Annotated in this window: 18 protein-coding genes; 13 read left to right on the forward strand and 5 right to left on the reverse strand. The window is 47.1% G+C overall.

Annotated features, from left to right (window positions below):
• Nucleotides 1-39 precede the first annotated feature (39 nt).
• Entirely contained in the window at nucleotides 40-1,515 is a 1,476-nt protein-coding gene (locus Selli1_RS11665) for a DUF1846 domain-containing protein (RefSeq protein WP_087167501.1), read from the reverse strand.
• A 206-nt stretch (nucleotides 1,516-1,721) separates the two neighbouring features.
• Here Selli1_RS11665 and ftsH point away from each other — a divergent pair, with 206 nt between their 5' ends.
• The 4 genes from ftsH to Selli1_RS11685 all read left to right on the forward strand — a co-directional run bounded on the left by ftsH (nucleotide 1,722) and on the right by Selli1_RS11685 (nucleotide 7,637).
• Nucleotides 1,722-3,791 carry an ATP-dependent zinc metalloprotease FtsH gene (gene ftsH / locus Selli1_RS11670; RefSeq protein WP_281845577.1) on the forward strand — a complete coding sequence of 690 codons (2,070 nt, stop codon included), beginning with the start codon at nucleotides 1,722-1,724 and terminating at the stop codon, nucleotides 3,789-3,791.
• A 77-nt stretch (nucleotides 3,792-3,868) separates the two neighbouring features.
• Nucleotides 3,869-5,713, forward strand: a complete 1,845-nt coding sequence (gene uvrC / locus Selli1_RS11675) for an excinuclease ABC subunit UvrC (protein WP_281873079.1) — start codon at nucleotides 3,869-3,871, stop codon at nucleotides 5,711-5,713.
• A gap of 54 nt (nucleotides 5,714-5,767) precedes the next feature.
• Nucleotides 5,768-6,685: an HPr(Ser) kinase/phosphatase gene (gene hprK / locus Selli1_RS11680; protein WP_281845576.1), complete on the forward strand. Its 918-nt coding sequence runs from the start codon at nucleotides 5,768-5,770 to the stop codon at nucleotides 6,683-6,685.
• A gap of 19 nt (nucleotides 6,686-6,704) precedes the next feature.
• Nucleotides 6,705-7,637, forward strand: a complete 933-nt coding sequence (locus Selli1_RS11685) for an ROK family glucokinase (protein ID WP_281845575.1) — start codon at nucleotides 6,705-6,707, stop codon at nucleotides 7,635-7,637.
• A gap of 90 nt (nucleotides 7,638-7,727) precedes the next feature.
• Here Selli1_RS11685 and Selli1_RS11690 read toward each other — a convergent pair whose 3' ends face one another.
• On the reverse strand, nucleotides 7,728-10,229 hold the full coding sequence (locus tag Selli1_RS11690; RefSeq protein WP_281845574.1) for a transglycosylase domain-containing protein: 2,502 nt from the start codon (nucleotides 10,227-10,229) through the stop codon (nucleotides 7,728-7,730).
• 162 nt (nucleotides 10,230-10,391) lie between these two features.
• Here Selli1_RS11690 and Selli1_RS11695 point away from each other — a divergent pair, with 162 nt between their 5' ends.
• The gene (locus Selli1_RS11695) at nucleotides 10,392-11,048 is read left to right on the forward strand and encodes a YigZ family protein (protein WP_281845573.1); all 657 of its coding nucleotides are present in this window, start codon (nucleotides 10,392-10,394) and stop codon (nucleotides 11,046-11,048) included.
• 39 nt (nucleotides 11,049-11,087) lie between these two features.
• Here the strand turns inward: Selli1_RS11695 and hpf are convergent, their stop codons facing one another.
• From hpf to typA, 3 genes are all read right to left on the reverse strand, one after another.
• Nucleotides 11,088-11,627, reverse strand: coding sequence for a ribosome hibernation-promoting factor, HPF/YfiA family (hpf, locus tag Selli1_RS11700; RefSeq protein ID WP_087167494.1), 540 nt, complete (start codon nucleotides 11,625-11,627; stop codon nucleotides 11,088-11,090).
• A 209-nt stretch (nucleotides 11,628-11,836) separates the two neighbouring features.
• Entirely contained in the window at nucleotides 11,837-12,715 is an 879-nt protein-coding gene (locus tag Selli1_RS11705; RefSeq protein WP_281873080.1) for a phosphatase PAP2 family protein, read from the reverse strand.
• 25 nt (nucleotides 12,716-12,740) lie between these two features.
• The gene (gene typA / locus Selli1_RS11710) at nucleotides 12,741-14,570 is read right to left on the reverse strand and encodes a translational GTPase TypA (RefSeq protein WP_087254562.1); all 1,830 of its coding nucleotides are present in this window, start codon (nucleotides 14,568-14,570) and stop codon (nucleotides 12,741-12,743) included.
• Nucleotides 14,571-14,782: 212 nt separating this feature from the next.
• Here typA and Selli1_RS11715 point away from each other — a divergent pair, with 212 nt between their 5' ends.
• The 8 genes from Selli1_RS11715 to Selli1_RS11750 all read left to right on the forward strand — a co-directional run bounded on the left by Selli1_RS11715 (nucleotide 14,783) and on the right by Selli1_RS11750 (nucleotide 22,777).
• On the forward strand, nucleotides 14,783-15,418 hold the full coding sequence (locus Selli1_RS11715) for a single-stranded DNA-binding protein (protein ID WP_087167491.1): 636 nt from the start codon (nucleotides 14,783-14,785) through the stop codon (nucleotides 15,416-15,418).
• A 128-nt stretch (nucleotides 15,419-15,546) separates the two neighbouring features.
• Nucleotides 15,547-16,434 (forward strand): 4-hydroxy-tetrahydrodipicolinate synthase, encoded by an 888-nt coding sequence (gene dapA / locus Selli1_RS11720; RefSeq protein WP_087167490.1) that lies wholly within the window; start codon nucleotides 15,547-15,549, stop codon nucleotides 16,432-16,434.
• 70 nt (nucleotides 16,435-16,504) lie between these two features.
• Nucleotides 16,505-17,263: a 4-hydroxy-tetrahydrodipicolinate reductase gene (gene dapB / locus Selli1_RS11725; protein ID WP_087167489.1), complete on the forward strand. Its 759-nt coding sequence runs from the start codon at nucleotides 16,505-16,507 to the stop codon at nucleotides 17,261-17,263.
• 72 nt (nucleotides 17,264-17,335) lie between these two features.
• Nucleotides 17,336-17,605 (forward strand): hypothetical protein, encoded by a 270-nt coding sequence (locus Selli1_RS11730; protein ID WP_087167488.1) that lies wholly within the window; start codon nucleotides 17,336-17,338, stop codon nucleotides 17,603-17,605.
• Between the two features lie 129 nt (nucleotides 17,606-17,734).
• A complete protein-coding gene (hisA, locus tag Selli1_RS11735; protein ID WP_281845572.1) occupies nucleotides 17,735-18,520 on the forward strand; it encodes a phosphoribosylformimino-5-aminoimidazole carboxamide ribotide isomerase in 786 nt (261 codons plus the stop codon).
• Between the two features lie 119 nt (nucleotides 18,521-18,639).
• Nucleotides 18,640-21,210, forward strand: coding sequence for a preprotein translocase subunit SecA (gene secA / locus Selli1_RS11740; RefSeq protein WP_281845571.1), 2,571 nt, complete (start codon nucleotides 18,640-18,642; stop codon nucleotides 21,208-21,210).
• 23 nt (nucleotides 21,211-21,233) lie between these two features.
• Nucleotides 21,234-22,344 (forward strand): peptide chain release factor 2 gene (gene prfB / locus Selli1_RS11745; RefSeq protein ID WP_281845570.1). Its coding sequence is split into 2 segments (ribosomal slippage): nucleotides 21,234-21,308 and nucleotides 21,310-22,344, totalling 1,110 coding nucleotides; the frame shifts between segments, so codons are not numbered across the junction.
• Entirely contained in the window at nucleotides 22,337-22,777 is a 441-nt protein-coding gene (locus Selli1_RS11750) for an ACT domain-containing protein (protein ID WP_087167484.1), read from the forward strand. Before prfB ends, Selli1_RS11750 begins: the two co-directional genes overlap by 8 nt.
• Nucleotide 22,778: the final 1 nt, after the last annotated feature.

Consider the following 22,778-nt stretch of genomic DNA (forward strand, 5'->3'; position numbering starts at 1 on the left):
AACCCGGACCAGATGTCCGGGTTTTGTATATTCCTGAAACTAATAGATCGGATCGTGTTCATATTTTGGCTCGCATGTCAGTTGAATGCCAAGCTTTTTGAAAAGCTTAATATCTACAGAAGAAAGCATGACAGAGGTGTGTACCTGACATCCTTTCAGTTTCGGGAGCTGCTCCATCGCATGCTGTGCAGCCGGATTGGCAGCAGACGAAATGGAAAGGGCGATCAGAATCTCGTCAATGTGAAGACGAGGGTTCTTGCTTCCAAGATACTGTGTTTTCACTTTCTGAATCGGTTCAATGGCAGTCGGAGAGATCACATGGAGGTCGTGATCAATACCGGCAAGCTCCTTGAGGGCATTCAGGATCAGTGCCGCGGAAGGTCCGAGCAGGTTGGAAGTCTTTCCTGTCATGATCTTTCCGTCCGGAAGCTCGATAGCAGCAGCGGCAGCTCCGGTGCTCTCGGCACGGGAAAGTGCTGCGTCAACAACACGGCGATCATGGATGGTGACATGTGCCTGTTTCATCAGAAGCTCCAGTTTGAAGACCTCGGAGTCCGGGATATCTCCCTGCAGAAGATCACATTTTGCCTGATAGTATCGGCGGATGATTTCCTGGCGGGATGCTTCCTGGCAGACTTCGTCATCACAGATACAGTTTCCAGCCATATTGACACCCATGTCGGTCGGTGACTTGTACGGACTCTCTCCAAAGATCTGCTCGAACATGGCATTCAGAACCGGGAAGATCTCCACGTCACGGTTATAGTTGACAGTAGTCTTTCCGTATGCTTCCAGATGGAACGGGTCAATCATATTGACATCATTTAAGTCAGCTGTAGCTGCTTCATACGCGAGGTTCACCGGATGTTTCAGCGGAATGTTCCAGATCGGGAATGTCTCGAATTTTGCGTAGCCGGCCCGGATTCCGCGTTTGTTCTCGTGATAGAGCTGGGAAAGGCAGGTCGCCATTTTTCCGCTTCCAGGTCCAGGGGCAGTGATGACTACCAGCGGTCTGGATGTCTCAATATAATCATTTCTTCCATATCCCTCATCGCTCACGATCAAAGGAATATTGGACGGATATCCTTCAATAATATAATGAGTGTAGACACGGATTCCCATGTTTTCAAGACGGTGGCGGAAGAGATCCGCGCTCTTCTGGCCGCTGTACTGCGTGATGACAACGCTGCCGACATAGAGACCGTTTTCTTCAAAGGCGCTTTTCAGGCGGAGTACATCATCATCGTAGGTGATACCAAGATCTCCGCGGACCTTGTTTTTTTCAATGTCACCGGCACTGATGACGATGACGATCTCAGCCGTATCGGAAAGCTGTTTTAAGAGCCTTAACTTGCTGTCCGGCTGAAATCCCGGAAGAACACGGGAAGCATGGAAATCATCAAAGAGTTTTCCACCAAACTCCAGATACAGCTTGTTGTCAAAATGACTGATCCGTTCACGGATATGCTCAGACTGCATATGGAGATATTTGTCATTATCAAATCCTATTTTCATACACAAACCATTCCTTCGCAAAAATTTATTTCTTGTCCTATATTTTGAAAATACTACCTGAATAGTATACTACAATTTACGGGAATTTTACAATATTTAATATGTAGAAAAGGAAGCTGGATCCTCACTAAAATTTCACAATGTTTTTATTGATTTGTATGAAGATCAAACTTATAATAAAATAGATAGCATGTAGGAGGAAAAGAATGGACAATCAGAATAATAAAAAGAACGATAACAATAATCGGCAGAATTATGGGATTATTATTATAACCACAATAATTGCTGCTGTTTTTGTCATGTTTCTCTATCAGCTCATGCAGGACACGCCATCTCAGGAGATTTCCTATACGAAATTTATGGATATGGTGGAACAGGGCGAAGTCAGGGAAGTCACTATTGACTCGGAAAAGATTACGATCATACCGAAAACGGAAGCGGAAAAGCAGCAGGAATCCCAGTCGGGAAGCAGTGACGGACAGGATACACTCACTCAGGGCAGTAACTGGTTTACACAGTTTAATACCGGATCTCAGGTAGAGTATTATACCGGGATTGTAGATGATCCGGAAATGTACAATAAGCTGGAGGAAGCGGGAGTTGAGGTCAGCAGGACGATTCCGGATTCGACATCCATGATGATTTTAAATCTTGTATTCAGTGTCATTCTTCCGTTTGCGCTAGTATTTATTCTGCTCAGTTTCCTGATGCGGCGAGTATCCAAAAGCAGCGGGGGCATGATGGGGATTGGAAAGAGCAATGCCAAGATGTATGTGGAAAAGACCACGGGCGTAACATTTCGTGATGTAGCCGGTCAGGATGAGGCGAAAGAGTCTCTGCAGGAAGTGGTAGATTTCCTTCACAATCCGGGCAAATACACGGGAGTCGGAGCGAAGCTTCCGAAAGGAGCGCTTCTGGTAGGCCCTCCGGGAACAGGTAAGACGCTGCTTGCAAAGGCAGTGGCAGGAGAGGCGAATGTGCCGTTTTTCTCTCTGTCGGGTTCTGCGTTTGTGGAAATGTATGTCGGAGTCGGAGCATCCCGAGTAAGGGATCTGTTTAAACAGGCACAGCAGATGGCGCCGTGTATTATTTTTATCGATGAGATCGATGCCATCGGAAAAAGCAGGGATTCGCAGCTCGGGGGAAACGATGAGCGTGAACAGACACTGAATCAGCTGCTGGCGGAGATGGATGGATTTGATACAAACAAAGGTCTTCTTCTACTGGCAGCAACGAACCGTCCGGAGATTCTGGACCCGGCTCTGTTAAGACCGGGACGGTTTGACCGCCGGATTATTGTGGAAAGACCGGATCTGAAAGGCCGTGTTGATATCCTGAAAGTACATGCAAAGGATGTGCGGATGGATGAGAGCGTTAATCTGGAGGAGATCGCACTTGCGACGAGCGGCGCGGTAGGATCAGATCTTGCGAATATGATCAATGAAGCGGCGATTAATGCAGTAAAGCATGGACGTCACGCGGTGAGTCAGTCCGACCTTTTTGAGGCCGTGGAAGTGGTTCTTGTAGGAAAGGAAAAGAAAGACCGGATCATGAGCCAGGAAGAGCGCAGGATTGTTTCCTACCATGAGGTGGGACATGCACTTGTGAGTGCGCTTCAGAAGGATTCCGAGCCGGTTCAGAAGATCACGATTGTTCCGCGTACGATGGGTGCGCTTGGATATGTCATGCAGACACCGGAGGAAGAGAAATTCCTCAACACCAAGAAGGAACTTGAGGCGATGCTGGTAGGGCTTCTTGCCGGACGTGCTGCGGAGGAGATCGTATTTGATACGGTTACGACAGGAGCTTCCAATGATATCGAGAAGGCGACCAAGGTTGCCAGAGCGATGATTACCCAGTATGGTATGTCCGAGAAGTTCGGTCTGATCGGACTGGAATCCATCCAGAACCGGTACCTTGACGGAAGGGCAGTCATGAACTGCGGTGAGGCGACAGCGGCTGAGATTGACTCTGAGGTCATGCAGATGCTGAAGGTTGCCTACGATGAAGCAAAACGTCTTCTGATGGAGAACAGGGAAGCACTTGACAAGATTGCAGCGTTCCTGATCGAGAAAGAGACGATTACCGGAAAAGAGTTTATGAAGATCTTCCACGAGGTCAAAGGAGTGTCCGAAAGGGAAGTCAAAAAAGAGGAACGGATCGCAATGAAGCCGGTAGAATTTCCGGATCATCCGGAGATCGAAGAAACTGTTCAGGCACCGGAGGAGACTGCAAACGAGGAAGAAAGCACAGGCTTTGGACCGACAGAAGAATAAAGACAGGAATTCAGCGTATGGGGATTGTCCATACGCTGTTCTTTTGCTAAAATAGATGGGGTTAAAGAGGTGAAGCGATGTTTGTAATTGAAGAAGAACTGAAAAAACTGCCGGCAAAGCCTGGAGTTTATCTGATGCATGATGAGAAGGACGAGATCATCTACGTGGGAAAAGCCATCAGCCTGAAAAACCGGGTGAGGCAGTATTTTCAGAGCAGCAGAAATAAGGGCGTCAAGATCGAGCAGATGGTCACGCACATCCGGCGGTTTGAATACATTGTCACAGATTCGGAACTGGAAGCTCTGGTACTGGAATGTAATCTGATCAAGGAACACAGGCCGAAGTACAATACCATGCTGATGGACGATAAGACATATCCCTTTATCAAGGTGACCGTCCAGGAACCGTTCCCGCGGATTATGATGGTGCGCAGGCAGGCAAAGGATAAGGCAAAGTATTTTGGACCGTTTACGAGTTCTCAGGCGGTGAAGGATATCATTGATATGGTAAGAAAGCTGTATCATTTAAGAAGCTGCAGCAGAAATCTGCCGAGAGATATCGGGAAAGAACGTCCGTGTCTGTACTACCACATCAAACAGTGTGATGCTCCGTGCCAGGGATATATTTCCAGCGAACAGTACAGGGAGTCCATTGACGAGGTCGTGAAATTTTTATCCGGGCATTATGACGGGATTCTGAAAGAACTGGAAGAAAAGATGATGGAAGCATCCGGGCAGATGGAGTTTGAAAAGGCAATCGAGTACCGGGAGCTGATCGGAAGTGTCAAGAAGATTTCGGAAAAGCAGAAGATCACCGATGCGGGAAAACCGGGAGAAGACCGGGATGTTCTGGCGGTTGCAAGGGAAGAGGGGGATGCTGTGGTACAGGTCTTCTTCATACGTGGAGGCCGCCTGATCGGACGGGATCATTTTTATCTGCGGACCGATCCGGACGAAACGAAGGCGGAGATCCTGACGAGCTTTATCAAGCAGTTTTATGCCGGGACACCGTATATTCCAAGAGAACTGTTGCTTCCGTACGAACTGGATGAAGCAGATATACTGATGGAATGGATGACTCGCAGAAGAGGACACAAAGTAACCTTTACAGTGCCGAAAAAGGGCGAGAAGGAAAAACTTTGTGAACTGGCGCAGAAAAATGCGGCGATGGTACTTGCAAAAGATAAAGAACACCTGATCCGGGAAGCCAACAGAACTACAGGAGCAGTCCGGGAACTGGAGGGAATTATGGGTGTTACCGGAATCCGCAGGATGGAGGCGTTTGACATCTCCAATACGAACGGGTTTGCATCGGTTGGTTCCATGGTAGTCTACGAGGATGGAAAACCGAAGAGAAGCGACTACCGGAAGTTCCGTATCAAGGGCGTAGTGGGAGCGGACGATTACGCAAGTATGCGGGAAGTGCTGACAAGGCGGTTCACACATGGACTGCAGGAAAAAGAAGAAGGAAAAGAGTTCGGAAGTTTTACTGTCTTTCCTGATCTGATTCTGATGGACGGCGGCAAGGGGCAGGTGCATATCGCGGAGGAAGTACTGGAGGAGCTGCATATCAGCATACCGGTCTGCGGCATGGTGAAGGATGACAGGCACCGCACGCGAGGACTTTATTACCACGATGAAGAACTGCCGATCCGGGCAGATTCAGAGGCGTTTAAACTGATTACACGTGTACAGGATGAGGCTCACCGGTTTGCCATCGAATTCCACCGGAAACTGCGGGGACAGGGGCAGGTTCACTCGATTCTGGATGATATTCCGGGAGTGGGACCGAAGCGGAGAAAAGATCTGATGAAACATTTTCAGAGTCTGGATGCGATCCGGCAGGCGGAAATCGAGGATCTGAAAAAACTTCCTACCATGAATGAAAAATCTGCCAGAGACGTGTACAATTTTTTCCACTGATATGATATACTATTCACAAAATGATTTTAACTGAGAAAATAAAGGAGAACAAATATGGGTGTGAAGCTTGAAAAACTAATTGAGAAGATGAACCTGAAGAATCTGACTCCGGATCTGGACCTGACCCAGTCGGAAATTCAGGTTCCGGATATCAACCGTCCGGCATTGCAGCTGACGGGATATTTTGACCATTTTGATTCTGAGCGTGTCCAGATTATCGGATATGTGGAGTATACGTATCTGGAAACACTGTCAGATGAGAAGAAGAAAGAGATGTATGCGCAGCTTCTCTCCTATGGAATTCCATGTATTGTATACTGCCGGAATATGGAGCCGGATGCGATGTTTCTTGAGATGGCCAATGAAATGAAAGTGCCGATTTTTCAGTCCTGTAAACAGACCTCTGCCTTTACTGCGGAAGTGATCCGTTGGCTGAATGTGGAATTGGCTCCATGTATTTCTATTCACGGGGTACTGGTTGATGTATATGGAGTTGGTGTTCTGATTATGGGTGAGAGCGGTATCGGAAAGAGTGAAGCAGCACTGGAACTGATTAACCGCGGCCATCGTCTTGTGACAGACGATGTTGTTGAAATCCGGAAAGTCAGCGAAGATACTCTGGTTGGAAAAGCTCCCGATATCACCAGACATTTTATCGAGCTTCGCGGAATCGGTATTGTCGATGTCAAGAGTCTGTTTGGTGTACAGAGCGTCAGAGAGACACAGACGATCGATCTCGTGATCAATATGGAAGAGTGGGACAAGAACCGGGAGTACGACCGTCTTGGACTGAAAGAGGAATATACAGAATTTCTCGGAAATAAAGTCGTATGCCATTCGATTCCGATCCGTCCGGGAAGAAATCTGGCGATCATTGTGGAATCAGCGGCTGTCAACCACAGACAGAAACAGATGGGGTATAATGCGGCAGAAGAGTTATACAGACGTGTACAGGAAAGTCTGGCAAAATAAGAGGAAGGAAAGAACAGAGATGGATTATTGTTTTGGAGTTGATATAGGAGGTACCACCGTCAAGATCGGATTATTTCAGGAAGACGGAAACATTCGGGAAAAATGGGAGATAAAAACCAGAACGGAAGAGAAAGGCTGCAGGATTCTTCCGGATATTGCCAAATCTCTTTTGAACAGTCTGGAAAAGAATGGAATTTCGAAAGAGAATGTGGCCGGAATCGGAATCGGGGTCCCGGCTCCGATTACAGAAGACGGAGTTGTAAAGGCAACGGCAAATCTTGGATGGGAATATAAAAATGTGAAAGAAGAGATGGAGGAGCTGACAGGAATCCGTACTGCTACAGGCAATGACGCCAATGTGGCAGCACTTGGAGAAATGTGGCTCGGCGGCGGACGAGGCTGTAAAAATATGATTATGGTCACGCTGGGAACCGGTGTCGGAGGAGGAATCCTGATTAATGGAAAGATCCTGACAGGGGAACATGGAGCCGGCGGTGAGATCGGTCATCTCTGTGTCAACTACGAGGAAACGGACAACTGTGGATGCGGAAATCACGGATGTCTGGAGCAGTACGCATCTGCGACAGGAATTACACGTCTTGCAAAGAAAAAGCTGGATTCCACTGACAGGGAGACTTTGTTGAGAAAAGGACCGGTCAACGCAAAGACCGTCTTTGATGCGGTAAAAGCAGGAGATGAAGTTGCCGATGAGATTGCTGTGGAGTTTGGAACATATCTGGGACATGCGCTCGCAAATCTTGCGGCTGCAGTAGATCCGGCTGCCATCGTGATCGGAGGCGGGGTATCCAAGGCAGGAGAAGTGCTTCTCCCGTACATCAAAAAGCCATATCAGGAGAGAGCGTTTTTTGCTGACCGCGACGTGAAATTTACACTTGCGGAGCTTGGAAATGATGCGGGGATCTGCGGAGCGGCAAAACTCGTTTTAGATTAATCATCTGAATAACAGAACATAAAGAAGGCCTCTGCGGCAGATCATATCTGCTGCAGGGGCCTTAATGCTGCGTTTTTTGTCCGGAACTATCTACTCGGAAGCGCTGTCTCCGCTGTCGGAAGAGGATTCACTGTCCGAAGAATTACTGCTGTCGGAACTTTCGGAAGACTGGCTGTCTTCTGACTGATCAGAACTGTCTGAGCTTTCAGAATTACTGCTCGTAGAACGCCGTGTGGTTCTGTGTCCGGAACAGCTTTCGGTAGGTGCGGTATCTTTGTCAAAATATTCTGTCACAGAAGGACATCCGGATACAGCAAGTTTACCGGTGCTTGTGCAGACAGTCCGCTCAACAACAGAGTCCGGTGTTTCGAAGTCTGTGTAGGAAAGACCTTTTGTTGTATTGATCTGATCCATGATCTTTTTCCACATTCTTAGATGATAATTCCACTCCTGATCTGCGAGCGGGGTATTGTCATCATAACCGGTCCAGATCGTACAGGTATAGTACGGAGTGTAACCTGCAAACCAGAGATCGACGTTGTTGGATGTCGTACCGGTCTTACCGGCAGCGGCCATATTGGAAAGACGGGCCGGGGTACCGGTTCCTTCTGTCAGAACGCCTTCCATTGCGCTTGTCAGAAGATATGCGGTGGATTCTTTCAGGACAGTCCGCTTTTCCTGTGTCTGAGTACGGTCGAGCAGGACATTGCCGTCATGATCCAGAATCTTGGTGTACATGATCGGCTCCTGGTAAACACCGCCGTTTGCGATTGCGGCGTATGCCGCACACATTTCGTAGTTATACACACCGTCTGTGATACCGCCAAGGGCAAGAGACTGGTGAATATCTGTAAATACCTGCCCCTCATCTGTAGTCCGGCTTTCAACCAGAGTGGAGAGTCCAAAGTTCTGACAGTAGGTAAAGCCAAGCTGCGGCGTAATCTCTGTCAGTGTCTTGACAGCGCAGATATTGGCGGACTGCTCAATCGCCTCCCGCATGGTCATATCACCGCGGTAATAATCGCCCCACCAGTTGGATACCGGAGTACCATCCGCGTATTCATAAGGTTCATCCTTGATGATTGTTGCCAGTGTTTCACCGGCGCTGTCAAGGGCAGGAGCATAGGTAGACAGAATCTTAAAGCAGGAACCAGGTTGTCTTGTAGATCCGGTGTATGCACGGTTCAGACTCATGCTGGAGGACTTGGTTCCACGGCCGCCGACCATGGCCTTGATCTGTCCGGTAGCCTGATCAATGACGGTCACTGATGCCTGAGGCTGCGGTGACAGATCGATTACTTCATCATATGTGTCCCCCTCCTGAGCAATAGAAGCCTTAAATTCTTCGATCACCTGGTACGCTTCTTCCTCCGAATCAAAAGTCAGTCCGTATTTCATATTCCGGAACTGCTTGATATGTCCGGAACTGTAGTTTTCCTGTGTCCCATCGGCACGGGTAACAGTCAGAGCATAGGACAGTCCATACTCTATGTTGGAAGGATAATTGCTGTCATCGTTGACGATCTGGTCACAGATTCCCTGGATTTCCAGATCCTGTGTGGAATAAATACTCAATCCGCCTTTATATAATGTATTGTAGGCCTGAGTTTCGCTGTAGCCAAGTCCGATATCAGGATCTTCCAGATCATTCAGAATCTGTTCTGTCAAAGCGTCCACAAAATAGCTCTGCGGAGTGGTGCTCTGTGTGATGTTCGTATTGACATTCTGAATACGGGAATATACATCATCCGCCAGTGCTTCATCATGCGCCTCCTGGGAAATATATCCCTGATCAAGCATGTTGTCGAGAACCTGCTCGCGGCGTTTCGCATTGTTGTCAGGATGTGTAATAGGATTGTAATAACTTGGACTCTGGGTAATCGCAGCGATGACTGCGCATTCCGAGAGAGTCAGCTGAGACACATCCTTGTTAAAGTACCGCTGGGAAGCAGCCTGTACCCCGAGTGTATTCTGGCCAAGGTTGATGGTATTCAGATAGTTTTCCATGATTTCGCTTTTTGACATCTGCTTTTCAAGCTTGAGTGCAAGATACTGTTCCTGAATTTTACGTTCCAGTCTGTCAAAGAACGTATCTTCCGACATGAAGTCAAAAATATTATTTTTGATCAGCTGCTGTGTCAGGGTCGATGCGCCTTGAGAAAAATCTCCGGTGGTGATACCGATGATTCCTGCACGGATGATACCTTTTGGATCGATACCGTTATGCTCATAAAAACGCTCGTCCTCGATTGCAACAAAAGCATGCTGAAGATCCTTTGGAATCTCGTCGATTGTCTTATAAACACGGTTGGAACCGGCTGAGGTCAGCCGCTCGGTTTCGGTCTTATTATCCGACGCGTAAATAACGGAAGTATATCCTGTTGGCTTTACGTCTTCCGGGGTGACATCCGGGGCATCATTGATGACTTTTTTGATAAAAATTCCGCCGCCCACACATCCGGCTACGACAAGAAGCAGGAGCGTCATAAGAACTCCTTTGAAGATCCGTACGCCGAGACGTTTCTTTTTCAGTTTTGATTTTGAGGTAATGTCTTTTCGTTTCTTAGCAGCCTTTTTTCTACCATAGTTCATGAGCATATGCCTCCTTTTATACCAAACCATTATAGCAAATTTCAATATTGAAATAAAGAAAAAAATGCAATCTTCAGTATTCGCTGATAAAAATTTAAGAAAAAGTTTTGAAAATGTTGAAATTCCTGTTATAGTAGAAAAGAAGATACAGGAGGAACGAACATGGTCGAAGAATACAGGACAGTGCTTGAAAACGGGGAAGCGGAGATTGTTGAAAAGAGATCTCGTTTTCTGGCGGCGGTTTCCCATATTGACACGGAGGAAGAGGCACTGGAATTTATAGAGAGCATCCGGAAAAAGCATTACAATGCTACGCACAACTGCTATGCCTATGTTCTGGGAGAGCGGTTTGAACTGCAGCGTTTCAGTGATGATGGAGAGCCGGGAGGAACCGCCGGGAAGCCGATTCTCGATGTATTGACAGGAGAGGACATCCATGACTCCGTGATTGTCGTGACCCGTTATTTTGGAGGAACGCTTCTTGGAACCGGCGGGCTTGTCAGGGCCTACTCCGGAGCAGCAAAAGAGGGACTTCTTGCAAGTGCTATTATTACCAGAAAACGAGGGATTAAACTGAAAATCCGGACTGAATATACCGGACTGGGGAAGATCCAGTACATCCTTGCCCAGAATGGGATTCATGTTCTGGACACCCGGTATATGGAAGCTGTCAGCATGGAGTGTCTGATTCCTTACAGAGAAAAGGGAAAAATGGAAAAAGAGCTGACAGAAGGGACAAACGGACAGGCAAAACTGGAGTGGGGCGAAGAGTGCTTTTTCGCAGTGCATAAGGGAGAAACGATGCTGTTTGAGAAATAGGGAAGGGGCTGTGTTTTACAGCCCCTTGCTTTTATAATACTACTGGAATTCCGGTTCGATCAAACCGTAAGTATTATTCTTTCTCTTGTATACAACATTGACTTCATCTGTCTCAGCGTTGGTAAATACATAGAAATTATGACCGAGAAGTTCCATCTGAATGCATGCGTCTTCCGGAAACATTGGTTTGATACCAAAGCGTTTTGTACGGATAATCTGAATAGAATCGTCTTCCACGCTGTCGTGATCATGATCTTCCACAAATGATTTGCTGAAATCCACACCAGCCTGATGTTTTTCAACCAGCTTGTTTTTATATTTGCGGAGCTGACGTTCGATGATCTCTTCGACAAGGTCGATAGAAACATACATATCGTTGCTGGACTGTTCGGAGCGGATAATATTTCCCTTGAGAGGGATAGTGACTTCAATTTTCTGCTCTTCCCTTTCCACACTGAGTGTAACGTGTATCTCGGTTTCAGGAGTGAAATATCTTTCCAACTTTCCAAGTTTGTGTTCGATTGTTTCCTTTAAAGCAGGCGTCACATCGATATTTTTTCCTCTGATAATAAATTTCATAAGCCCAACTCCTTTTTCCTGTATTTTCTGCCCGGCTGCGAAAGCAGTTCAATCTGGCAGAAGATCTGTTTTCAAATCATAGATTTGAATTCCTGCCCTTATTATACTACGAAGACTTTGGACATGCAATTATAAATAACTAAAAAAAATATTAAAAGCAATAAGTTTACTGACAAAATCTGAGAAGCACAAACAATAGAATGAAAAAACTATGATTTTTTCTGGACGAATACAAAGAGGGCAGGATATAAAAACAGAATCCAGAAAACGAGGAAAGCGTAAACAAATGCTTTCCAGAGCAGGGCGGAGCCAAGGCCCGAGAGGAACAGCTTGAACAGGAGTGTGGAAAAAAGACCTGCAAGCAGTTTTATGGCCTGTGCGGTACGGGTGCGTGCCGCGGTGGAAAACCGGAGTCGTGTCTGTTCCAGATAAAGTCCTGCGGCGAAACCAAGTCCGGCTCCGGCGGCTTTGATACAGTCTGCGGCATATCTGACAGCCAGCCGGTCAAGGTGCATTAGAAGACAGGCGTAAAGAAGCACTGCAAAAGCACAGATGGCCAGGACGATACACAGTGTCCGGATATGGTCAAAAAGCCTGGAAGAAAATCTGGAGAAAAACCAGGAAAAGGCAAGGGAAACTGTCAGGGCAGCAAGCACATCCTTGGGTGTATGGACGCCCAGGTACATTCTTGAAAAACCGATCAGAAGAAATGCTGCGGTAAATAACACTTTCAGAATCCTGTTTCCGGCTTTCATTGCAAGGGGAGCAAACAGACAGGTGCCGCCCTGCGTGTGACCGCTTGGAAACGAGTAACCGGTGGCATGGGAAACGGCACTCTTTACCGGCGGAAAATCCGGGTCCAAAACCCAGGGACGCGGAATCCGAAACGTAATCTTCATACTCTGTACGAAAAGCCCGGATGAAAAATAGGTCAGGCCCAGCTGACAGGCGAATGTTTTATTAACGCACCAGTAAAAGCAGCAGATCACTGCAAGAAGAAAGGTTTCCTGACCAAAACAGGTAACGAACTGAAAGAATTCGTTACCTGCAGGAGTCCGGATGCCTTCTAAAAACCATAAAAAATCCATATAGACACCTCAGAATAATTCACTTTTATTTTTTCGCGCTGTCACGTCTGCGCATTCTGGAATCCAGAATCTTTTTACGGATCCGGAGACTCTTCGGAGTCACTTCCAGAAGTTCATCTGTATCAATGAAATCCAGCGCCTCCTCCAGACTCAGGATACGCGGAGGAGAGAGTTTTAATGCGTCATCAGAACCGGAAGCACGAGTGTTGGTCAGGTGCTTTGCCCGGCAGACATTGATTTCGATATCATCGGTCTTTGCATTTTGACCGACTACCATTCCGGCATAGACACGTTCCCCCGGAGTGATAAATAATGTTCCGCGTTCCTGGGCATTGAAAAGACCGTAGGTCAGAGCCTCGCCTGTCTCGAAAGCGATCAGAGAACCGTTTTTACGATACTGAATTTCGCCTTTGTACGGAGCGTAGCCGTCAAAGGCAGTGTTCATGATTCCGTTCCCCTTTGTATCGGTCAAAAAGTCGCCGCGGTATCCGATCAGGCCCCGGGACGGGATGGAAAATTCCAGTCTGGTGTAGGCACCGTTGGACATTCCCATATTCCGGAGTTCTCCCTTTCTCTGGCTCAGCTTGTCGATGACGGTTCCGGTAAACTCGTCCGGAACATCGATGTAGACAAGCTCCATCGGCTCTAACAGTTTTCCGTTTTCGTCTTCTTTATAAAGAACCTCTGCCTTGCTGACAGCAAATTCGTAGCCTTCGCGTCGCATGTTCTCGATCAGGACGGAAAGATGGAGCTCGCCTCGTCCGGACACTTTGAAGCTGTCCATGTCATCGGTATCTTCCACGCGGAGACTGACATCCGTATTCAGTTCACGGAACAGACGGTCGCGGAGATGACGGGAAGTTACGAATTTTCCTTCCTGCCCTGCAAACGGGCTGTCGTTAACCTTGAACTGCATGGAGATCGTAGGCTCGGAAATTTTCTGAAACGGGATCGGATCCGGATGTTCCGGAGAGCAGATCGTATCTCCGATGGAAATATCAGCGATACCGGAAATGGCAACAATAGAACCGATTCCGGCCTCTTTGACCTCGATTTTGTTCAAACCGTCAAACTCATAGAGCTTGCTGATTTTTACCCGTTTCTGCTTGTCCGGCTCGTGATGATTGACAACGATGACATCCTGATTTACCCGGATTGTTCCGTTGTCAACTTTTCCTACACCGATACGTCCCACATATTCATTATAATCGATTGTACTGATGAGCACCTGGGTGGCGGCGTCCGGATCTCCTTCCGGGGCAGGGATGTATTCCAGAATCGTCTCGAAAAGCGGGATCATATTTTCCGGTTTGTCATCCAGCTCCAGAATCGCGTACCCGCCTTTGGCAGAAGCGTACACAAACGGGCAGTCCAGCTGGCTGTCATCTGCGTCCAGATCCATAAAGAGCTCCAGTGTCTCGTCAATCACTGCATCCGGACGTGCTTCCGGACGGTCGATTTTGTTGATGCAGACAATGACCGGCAGCTTTAATTCCAGCGCTTTTTTCAGAACGAATTTGGTCTGCGGCATCGGCCCTTCAAAGGCGTCCACAACAAGGACAACACCGTTTACCATTTTGAGGACACGTTCTACCTCGCCGCCAAAATCGGCATGTCCCGGTGTATCAATAATATTGATTTTCGTATTTTTGTAGTGTACGGCTGTATTTTTTGAAAGAATGGTGATGCCGCGCTCACGCTCGATGTCATTGGAGTCCATGACACGCTCTTCAACTTCCTGATTCTCACGGAAGACGCCGCTCTGTTTTAAAAGCTCGTCAACCAGAGTTGTTTTCCCGTGGTCTACATGGGCGATAATGGCAATATTACGAATATCTTCACGTTTTATTTTCATATCGTTATATCCTTCTTTCTACTTATATAATGTAGCAACTTATATAGTCTACCATATTTTTTGGATTTTACAAGCATTTCTATCCATATTTATCGGAATATGTCGATCGAAATTTATGGAAAATCTTCCGGAATGGTCATATCCTTTCAAGGAGGGGCATAAAGTATTAAAGATAAAAAACTACGTATCAGAGGAAGGGAGAATTACATTTCATGTCAGATAAGATCATTGAAAACAACCAGGTAACGATTATGGGACAGGTGGCGACAACATTCGAATTCAGCCACGAAGTATTTGGAGAGGGCTTCTACACGATGGAAGTGCTTGTGAAGCGCCTGAGCAACTCGGAGGACCGGATCCCGGTCATGATCTCTGAGCGTCTGATCGATGTGACCCAGGATTATGTGGGAGAGTATATTATCGTTCAGGGACAGTTCCGGTCCTATAATCGGCATGAGGAACAGAAAAACAGACTTGTGCTGTCCGTCTTCGCAAGGGAAGTGTCCTTTGTGGAGAGCGATGAGGATATGGACGGTGTCAAGACAAACAGCATTTTTCTGGACGGCTATATCTGTAAAGCGCCGGTATACAGAAAGACTCCGCTTGGAAGGGAGATTGCGGACCTTCTGCTGGCCGTCAACCGGCCGTACGGGAAATCAGACTATATTCCATGTATCTGCTGGGGACGTAACGCAAGGTTTGCCTCCTCGTTTGAAGTCGGCGCGCATGTACATATTCTCGGACGGGTACAGAGCCGGGAATATATAAAAAAATTATCGGAGACGGAGACAGAGAAAAGAACCGCTTATGAAGTGTCGGTAAGCAAGCTGGAATGCCAGGAAGAATAAGGACCCAATGCTGGCAGGACTCGTTGAATTGATGTTTGACACATGTTGGGAATAGTGATAAACTTTCAGTAATGACGATTTAATGTTCTAAAGTGTGAAAAGGAAACAAACGAGTTGGAGGTAATATTATGTCGATATTTACAGGGTCAGGTGTAGCGATTGTGACACCATTTTTACCGGATGGTTCCGTAAACTATGATAAGCTCGATGAACTGATTGAGTATCATATTGATCATAAGACGGATGCGATTATTATCTGTGGTACGACCGGTGAGTCATCCACGTTGACAGAAGAAGAGCATATGGAGTGCATCAAATTTACGATTCAGCAGGTGAAAAAGAGAGTCCCGGTCATTGCAGGAACGGGGTCAAATGCGACATTTACGACAATCGAAATGTCAAGAGAAGCGGTTGAGTACGGCGCGGATGCTCTGCTTCTTGTAACGCCTTACTATAACAAGGCGACACAGAAAGGACTGGTTGCCCATTACAAGGCGGTAGCCGATGAGGCGAAGGCACCGATTATTCTCTACAGCGTAGCAAGCCGGACCGGTCTGAATATTGCACCGGAGACGGCAGCAGAGCTTGCCAAAATCGATAACATCGTGGCAATCAAAGAAGCATCAGGAAATATTTCACAGATTGCGAAAATCATGCAGCTGACGGACGGAAAGCTGGATCTGTATTCGGGCAATGACGATCAGATCGTCCCGCTTCTGTCTCTTGGAGGCAAGGGAGTCATCTCCGTTCTTGCCAATATTGCACCGGAGTACACCCATGACATCTGCCGGAAGTTCTTTGACGGCGATCTGAAAGGAAGTCTGAAGATGCAGCTGGATGCGTTGCCGCTGATCGACAAACTGTTCTGCGAGGTCAATCCGATTCCGGTAAAGACGGCGATGAATCTGCTTGGAAAAGAAGTTGGAGGTCTGAGAATGCCGCTTTCCCCGATGGAGGAGGCTCACAAACAGGCTCTTGCAGAAGAGATGAAAAAGTTTGGAATGAAACTGGCTTAACAGAATCAGGAAAAGAAAAGAGGGAGCCGAAAGGCGCCCTCTTTGGATATGCGAAAGGAGAAGAGCGAAGATGGTAAGAATAATTATGCATGGCTGTAATGGGAAAATGGGACAGGTGATCACCCGGCTCGCGGCAGAAGACGGCAATTGTCAGATTGTGGCAGGAATTGATACATTCCGCGGGATTGAAAATACCTATCCGGTATTTGACAACCTGAAAGACTGTGATGTGGAAGCTGATGTTGTGATCGATTTTTCAAACGCAAAAGCGGTGGACGGGCTTTTGGAAGCCTGCTGCGAAAAGAAACTTCCGGTAGTGCTTTGTACGACCGGTCTTTCCGAAGAGCAGCTTCAGAAAGTGGAAGACGCGGCAAAAGAGACGGCTGTTCTTAAATCTGCCAATATGTCTCTCGGCATCAATCTGCTGATGCGTCTTTTGAAAGATGCTGCCAAAGTCCTTGCCCCGGCAGGATATGATATTGAAATTGTTGAAAAGCATCATAATAAAAAGGTAGACGCGCCAAGCGGAACAGCGCTTGCACTTGCCGATGCCATCAATGAGACCCAGGATCCACAGTACGCATACTGTTTTGACAGAAGTCAGGAGAGAAAGCCAAGGGAAAAAAGAGAAATCGGAATCTCGGCTGTCCGCGGCGGAACGATCGTCGGGGAACACGAGGTGCTCTTTGCGGGAGAGGATGAAGTGATTGAGTTTAAGCATACCGCTTATTCCAAAGCCGTGTTCGGAAAAGGAGCACTGGAAGCGGCAAAATTCCTGGCAGGGAAGCCGGCAGGAAGATATGAAATGAGCGATGTGATTTCATTTTAATTCTCACATGAATAAAATCTGATTTTCTGCAGATAGTAAGTAGTGCAAATTCTATTTGCAGGAGGGAAAAAGATGAAATCTTGGAAACGAGCCGCTCTTGTTCTGCTGAGTGTGTTCATGCTTGGCTGCATGACTGCATGTTCAGGAGAAAACCGTGTCAATGATGCGACAAACGGAAGTAATACCGGGAACACGCTGGAGGAAGATATCAATAATGGAGCTGACGCCCTGGAAGACGGTGCCGAGGACTTAAAAGACGGTGTCGAAGACGGTGCCCGGGATATCAAAGATGGCGTGGAAGATGCGCTGGATGGAAACAGCAGAACAGATATGGACAGATAAGAGAGCCTTTTTGGCTCTCTTATCTGCGATTATGGAGGAGATATTTGGCTTGACGGAAGAGAGGAACCTGTGTTAATGTAAGAAAATAAATTGACGTGGTAAAGTAAAAAAGTGTTGGGAGGTAAAAAGATGCGGTTCCGTCCTTGTATTGATATACATAATGGCAAAGTAAAACAGATTGTAGGCGGAAGCCTCACCGACCGGGGGGACAGGGCCAGCACCAATTTTGTGGCGGATAAACCGGCAGACTGGTTTGCTGGCAGATATCAGGAGGACGGCCTTTATGGAGGTCATGTTATTCTTCTGAATCCGGCATCGTCTCCGTATTTTGAGGAGACAAAAAAGCAGGCACTTCGGGCCCTTCAGGCATTCCCCGGAGGACTTCAGATCGGAGGCGGTATCCGGGCGGATAATGCCGGAGATTATTTAGATGCGGGAGCGAGTCATGTCATTGTCACATCTTATGTTTTTTCCGACGGCCGGATCCGGTGGGATCATCTGGAACAGCTGAAAGATGCCGTGGGAAAGGAGCGGATTGTTCTGGATTTAAGCTGCAGAAAACGAGATGGAAAATATCTGGTTGTCACAGACCGGTGGCAGAAATTTACGGACACTGAAGTGACCCGGGAACTTTTGAATATGCTGGCCGGTTTCTGTGCCGAGTTTCTGATTCACGGTGTTGACGTGGAGGGACGCTCTGCGGGAATCGATCAGGAGCTTGCCGGAATCCTTGGAACATGGGAGAAAGCCGGCGAAATACCTGTGACGTACGCCGGCGGAATTGCATCCATGGAGGATATAAGGATATTGCAGGAAGCAGGAAAAGACAGGGTGGATTTTACCGTGGGAAGTGCTCTGGATCTTTTCGGAGGAGAGCTAAGCTACGATGAAATCAGACAGAAGTATCATGGCTGACGTTTGTGAACACGGTGGAAAGAGTTTGTGAACACTTTAGAAACAGGTTGAACAAGCCCGTGGATAGTGTTAAAATGAGGAATGGATTAATTTTTTAGAACGATAAGGAGCAGTAAAAAATGGGACTGATACAGAAAGTGTTTGGTACACACAGCCAGCATGAGTTAAAGAGAATCTATCCGATCGTAGATCATATCGAAGCTTTGGAACCTGAGATGCAGAAGCTTTCTGATGAAGAATTAAGAGATAAAACGAGAGAATATAAGGAACGGTACGCAAAGGGAGAAACTCTGGATGACCTGCTTCCTGAGGCATTTGCCACAGTAAGAGAGGCAGCAGTAAGATCCATCGGAATGAAACATTACCGTGTACAGCTGATCGGCGGTATTGTCCTTCATCAGGGACGTATTTCCGAGATGAAGACCGGTGAAGGAAAGACACTTGTATCCACACTTCCGGCTTACTTGAATGCCCTCACGGGAGAAGGTGTTCATATCGTTACTGTCAACGACTATCTGGCAAAGCGTGACGCCGAGTGGATGGGAAAAGTACACGAATTTCTGGGACTGAAAGTCGGAGTCGTATTAAACGATATGGACAATGACCAGAGAAGAGCGGCCTATGCCTGTGATATTACATACGTCACCAACAATGAACTTGGATTTGATTATCTGAGAGATAACATGGTGATCTATAAAGAGCAGCTTGTACAAAGGGGACTGAAATACGCCATCATCGATGAGGTCGACTCCGTTCTGATCGACGAGGCAAGGACCCCTCTGATTATTTCCGGCCAGAGCAGTAAGTCCACAAAGCTCTACGAGGCGTGTGATATTCTTGCGCAACAGATGGAGCGTGGAGAAGCAAGCGGTGAATTCTCTAAGATGAATGCAATTCTTGGTGAAGAGATTGAAGAAACCGGAGACTTCATCGTCAACGAAAAAGAGAAGACCATCAACCTGACGGAAGACGGTGTAAAGAAGGTTGAAAACTTCTTCCATATTGAAAATCTGGCAGATCCGGAAAATCTGGAGATCCAGCATAATATCATTTTGGCCCTGAGAGCACACAACCTGATGTTCCGTGACAAGGATTATGTAGTAAAAGACAACGAAGTGCTGATCGTCGATGAGTTTACAGGACGTATCATGCCGGGAAGAAGGTATTCCGACGGACTTCATCAGGCAATCGAGGCAAAAGAGCATGTAAAAGTCAACCGGGAGAGTAAAACACTTGCAACGGTTACCTTCCAGAACTTCTTTAATAAGTATGAAAAGAAATGTGGTATGACAGGTACCGCCCTGACAGAAGAAAAAGAGTTCCGCGATATCTACGGAATGGATGTTGTGGAAATTCCGACCAACAAACCGGTTATCCGGAAGGATCTGGACGATGCTGTTTACAAGACCAAGAAAGAGAAGTTTAACGCAGTATGCGATGCTATTGAGGAAGCACATGCAAAGGGGCAGCCGGTTCTGGTTGGTACGATTACCATTGAGACCAGTGAGCTTTTAAGCAAAATGCTCAGAAAACGCGGTATCCGCCATAATGTCCTGAATGCCAAGTTCCATGAGCTGGAAGCACAGATCGTAGCTGAGGCCGGACAGCACGGCGCGGTTACGATTGCGACCAATATGGCGGGCCGTGGTACCGATATCAAGTTGGATGAAAAGGCAAGAGAAGCCGGCGGCTTAAAGATCATCGGTACAGAGCGTCATGAATCCAGACGAATTGACAACCAGCTCCGCGGGCGTTCCGGACGTCAGGGCGATCCGGGTGAATCCCGTTTCTACCTTTCTCTGGAAGACGACCTGCTCCGCCTGTTCGGTTCTGAAAAGCTGATGTCCGTATTCAATGCGCTGGGCGTGGAAGACGGAGAACAGATTGAACACAAAATGCTTTCAGGAGCGATTGAAAAGGCGCAGAAGAAGATCGAGTTCAACAACTATGGTATCCGTAAGAATCTTCTGGAATATGACCAGGTTATGAATGAACAAAGAGAGATTATCTACGAAGAACGCCGCCGTGTGCTTGACGGGGAAAGCATGAGAGATTCCATCTATCATATGATTACAGAATATGTGGAAGATCTTGTTGACAGATATGCTCCGGCTGATAGATCCGGTGATGAGTGGGATCTGGAAGGCATGGATGTGGCGCTTCATGAGACCATTCCGATGATTCAGGCTGTGACCGGGGAAGATGTGAAGAAAAAGCAGCAGAAAGAGCTGAAGCATCTTCTGAAAGAACGTGCTGTCAAAGCATACGAGGCAAAGGAAGCAGAATTCCCGGAACCGGAACATTTAAGAGAAGTAGAGCGTGTCGTACTGCTCAGAGCGATTGATGGCAGATGGATGGATCATATCGACGATATGGACCAGCTTCGTCAGGGAATCGGTCTTCAGGCATATGGGCAGAAAGATCCGCTCGTGGAATACAAGATGCTTGGATACGACATGTTCGGTGAGATGACAAAGGCTATTGAGGCAGATACGATCCGTGTGCTCTTCCATGTCAAGATGGAACAGAAAGTGGAAAGAGAACAGGTTGTAAAAGTAACAGGAACAAACAAGGATGACTCTGCATCCCATGCGCCGAAAGTCCGCACAGAAAAGAAAGTTTACCCGAATGATCCGTGTCCATGCGGAAGCGGCCTGAAATACAAACAGTGCTGCGGGAAAAAGAAATAATAAAAATAAAAGAGGTGAGAACAGTGGTTGAGCTTGAACAGCTGAGACTGGAACTGCAGGCATTCGAGGAACCTCTTAAGGAAGTAAGGGATTCACTTTGACCTGCCGGGCAAAGAAAAAAGAGTAGAAGAACTGGAACGTAAAATGGAAGAACCGGATTTCTGGGAGGATACGGAAGGCTCCCAGAAAGTCATGAAAGAACTCAAAATGCTGAAAGATACACTGAAAACGGCGGAAGAGCTGAATCAGCAGTATGAAGATACCGGAGTCCTTCTGGAAATGGCAGAAGAAGAACAGGATGAAAGTCTTATCGGAGAGATCCGTGACGGAGTCAAAAGGCTGGATGAGCACCTGGAGGAGGTACGGATCAGTACGCTCCTCGGGGGAGAGTATGATAATTGTGATGCGATCGTGACACTCCATGCCGGAGCAGGAGGCACGGAGGCCTGTGACTGGAACCAGATGCTTTACCGGATGTATTCCCGGTTTGTGGAGTGTCATGGATTTTCGATGGAGGTTCTGGATTATATTGACGGTGACATTGCGGGAATCAAAAACGTGACCTTTGAAGTTCACGGGGAAAATGCGTATGGATTTCTGAAATCCGAGAAAGGGATACATCGTCTGGTACGGATTTCACCGTTCAATTCGGCGGGAAAACGTCAGACATCTTTTGCGTCCTGTGATGTGATTCCGGATATTGACAAAGAGATCGATATCGAGATCAATGAAGATGATCTGAAGATCGATACCTACCGGTCAAGCGGGGCAGGAGGACAGCACATTAACAAGACGTCCTCCGCAGTCCGGATCACGCATCTTCCGACCGGGATTGTCGTACAGTGCCAGAATGAGCGCTCGCAGCATCATAATAAGGATAAAGCGATGCAGATGTTAAAGGCAAAACTGTATTTGATGAAAGAACAGGAACAGGCGGAGAAGATGTCCGGTATCCGCGGAGAGGTCAAGGATATCGGATTTGGAAATCAGATCCGCTCTTATGTTATGCATCCATACAGTCTTGTCAAGGATCACAGGACAAACGAAGAATCCAGTAATGTAGGAGCAGTGATGGACGGCGAGATTGACAGATTCATCAATGCATATCTGAAACAGGAGAGTGTACATGGATAAGACGAAATACTATGTGCTGAACAGAAAAGCGGTTCCGGAAGTCCTGTTGAAAGTTGTGGAGGTCAAGCATCTGCTTGCGACACAGAAGGGACTTACGATCGGCGAAGCGGCAGAACAGGCAGGAATCAGCAGAAGTTCCTTTTATAAATACAAAGATGATATTTTCCCGTTTCATGAAAATGAAAAGGGACAGACTATTACCATGGTCCTGCAGATGGAAGATATTCCAGGGCTTTTGGCAGAGATTTTGGGTGAAGTTGCACAGTGCAGGGCAAACATTCTGACTATTCACCAAAGTATTCCGCTCAATGGAGTGGCAACGCTTACCATGAGTGTGGAAGTCCTTTCCACAACAGGAAATCTCTCGGAAATGGTTGCGAAAATCGAAGAAAAAAACGGAGTTCATTATCTGAAAATAGTAGGGAGGGAATAAA

Origin of the sequence: Sellimonas catena, from assembly GCF_027924685.1 — a bacterium.
Taxonomy (GTDB): domain Bacteria; phylum Bacillota; class Clostridia; order Lachnospirales; family Lachnospiraceae; genus Sellimonas; species Sellimonas catena.

What these genes read in the sequence shown, in the direction of transcription:
- Selli1_RS11665 (WP_087167501.1), bottom strand. Translation starts at nt 1,515, where the DNA reads ATGAAAATAGGATTTGATAATGACAAATATCTCCATATGCAGTCTGAG.
- ftsH (WP_281845577.1), top strand. Translation starts at nt 1,722, where the DNA reads ATGGACAATCAGAATAATAAAAAGAACGATAACAATAATCGGCAGAAT.
- uvrC (WP_281873079.1), top strand. Translation starts at nt 3,869, where the DNA reads ATGTTTGTAATTGAAGAAGAACTGAAAAAACTGCCGGCAAAGCCTGGA.
- hprK (WP_281845576.1), top strand. Translation starts at nt 5,768, where the DNA reads ATGGGTGTGAAGCTTGAAAAACTAATTGAGAAGATGAACCTGAAGAAT.
- Selli1_RS11685 (WP_281845575.1), top strand. Translation starts at nt 6,705, where the DNA reads ATGGATTATTGTTTTGGAGTTGATATAGGAGGTACCACCGTCAAGATC.
- Selli1_RS11690 (WP_281845574.1), bottom strand. Translation starts at nt 10,229, where the DNA reads ATGAACTATGGTAGAAAAAAGGCTGCTAAGAAACGAAAAGACATTACC.
- Selli1_RS11695 (WP_281845573.1), top strand. Translation starts at nt 10,392, where the DNA reads ATGGTCGAAGAATACAGGACAGTGCTTGAAAACGGGGAAGCGGAGATT.
- hpf (WP_087167494.1), bottom strand. Translation starts at nt 11,627, where the DNA reads ATGAAATTTATTATCAGAGGAAAAAATATCGATGTGACGCCTGCTTTA.
- Selli1_RS11705 (WP_281873080.1), bottom strand. Translation starts at nt 12,715, where the DNA reads ATGGATTTTTTATGGTTTTTAGAAGGCATCCGGACTCCTGCAGGTAAC.
- typA (WP_087254562.1), bottom strand. Translation starts at nt 14,570, where the DNA reads ATGAAAATAAAACGTGAAGATATTCGTAATATTGCCATTATCGCCCAT.
- Selli1_RS11715 (WP_087167491.1), top strand. Translation starts at nt 14,783, where the DNA reads ATGTCAGATAAGATCATTGAAAACAACCAGGTAACGATTATGGGACAG.
- dapA (WP_087167490.1), top strand. Translation starts at nt 15,547, where the DNA reads ATGTCGATATTTACAGGGTCAGGTGTAGCGATTGTGACACCATTTTTA.
- dapB (WP_087167489.1), top strand. Translation starts at nt 16,505, where the DNA reads ATGGTAAGAATAATTATGCATGGCTGTAATGGGAAAATGGGACAGGTG.
- Selli1_RS11730 (WP_087167488.1), top strand. Translation starts at nt 17,336, where the DNA reads ATGAAATCTTGGAAACGAGCCGCTCTTGTTCTGCTGAGTGTGTTCATG.
- hisA (WP_281845572.1), top strand. Translation starts at nt 17,735, where the DNA reads ATGCGGTTCCGTCCTTGTATTGATATACATAATGGCAAAGTAAAACAG.
- secA (WP_281845571.1), top strand. Translation starts at nt 18,640, where the DNA reads ATGGGACTGATACAGAAAGTGTTTGGTACACACAGCCAGCATGAGTTA.
- Selli1_RS11750 (WP_087167484.1), top strand. Translation starts at nt 22,337, where the DNA reads ATGGATAAGACGAAATACTATGTGCTGAACAGAAAAGCGGTTCCGGAA.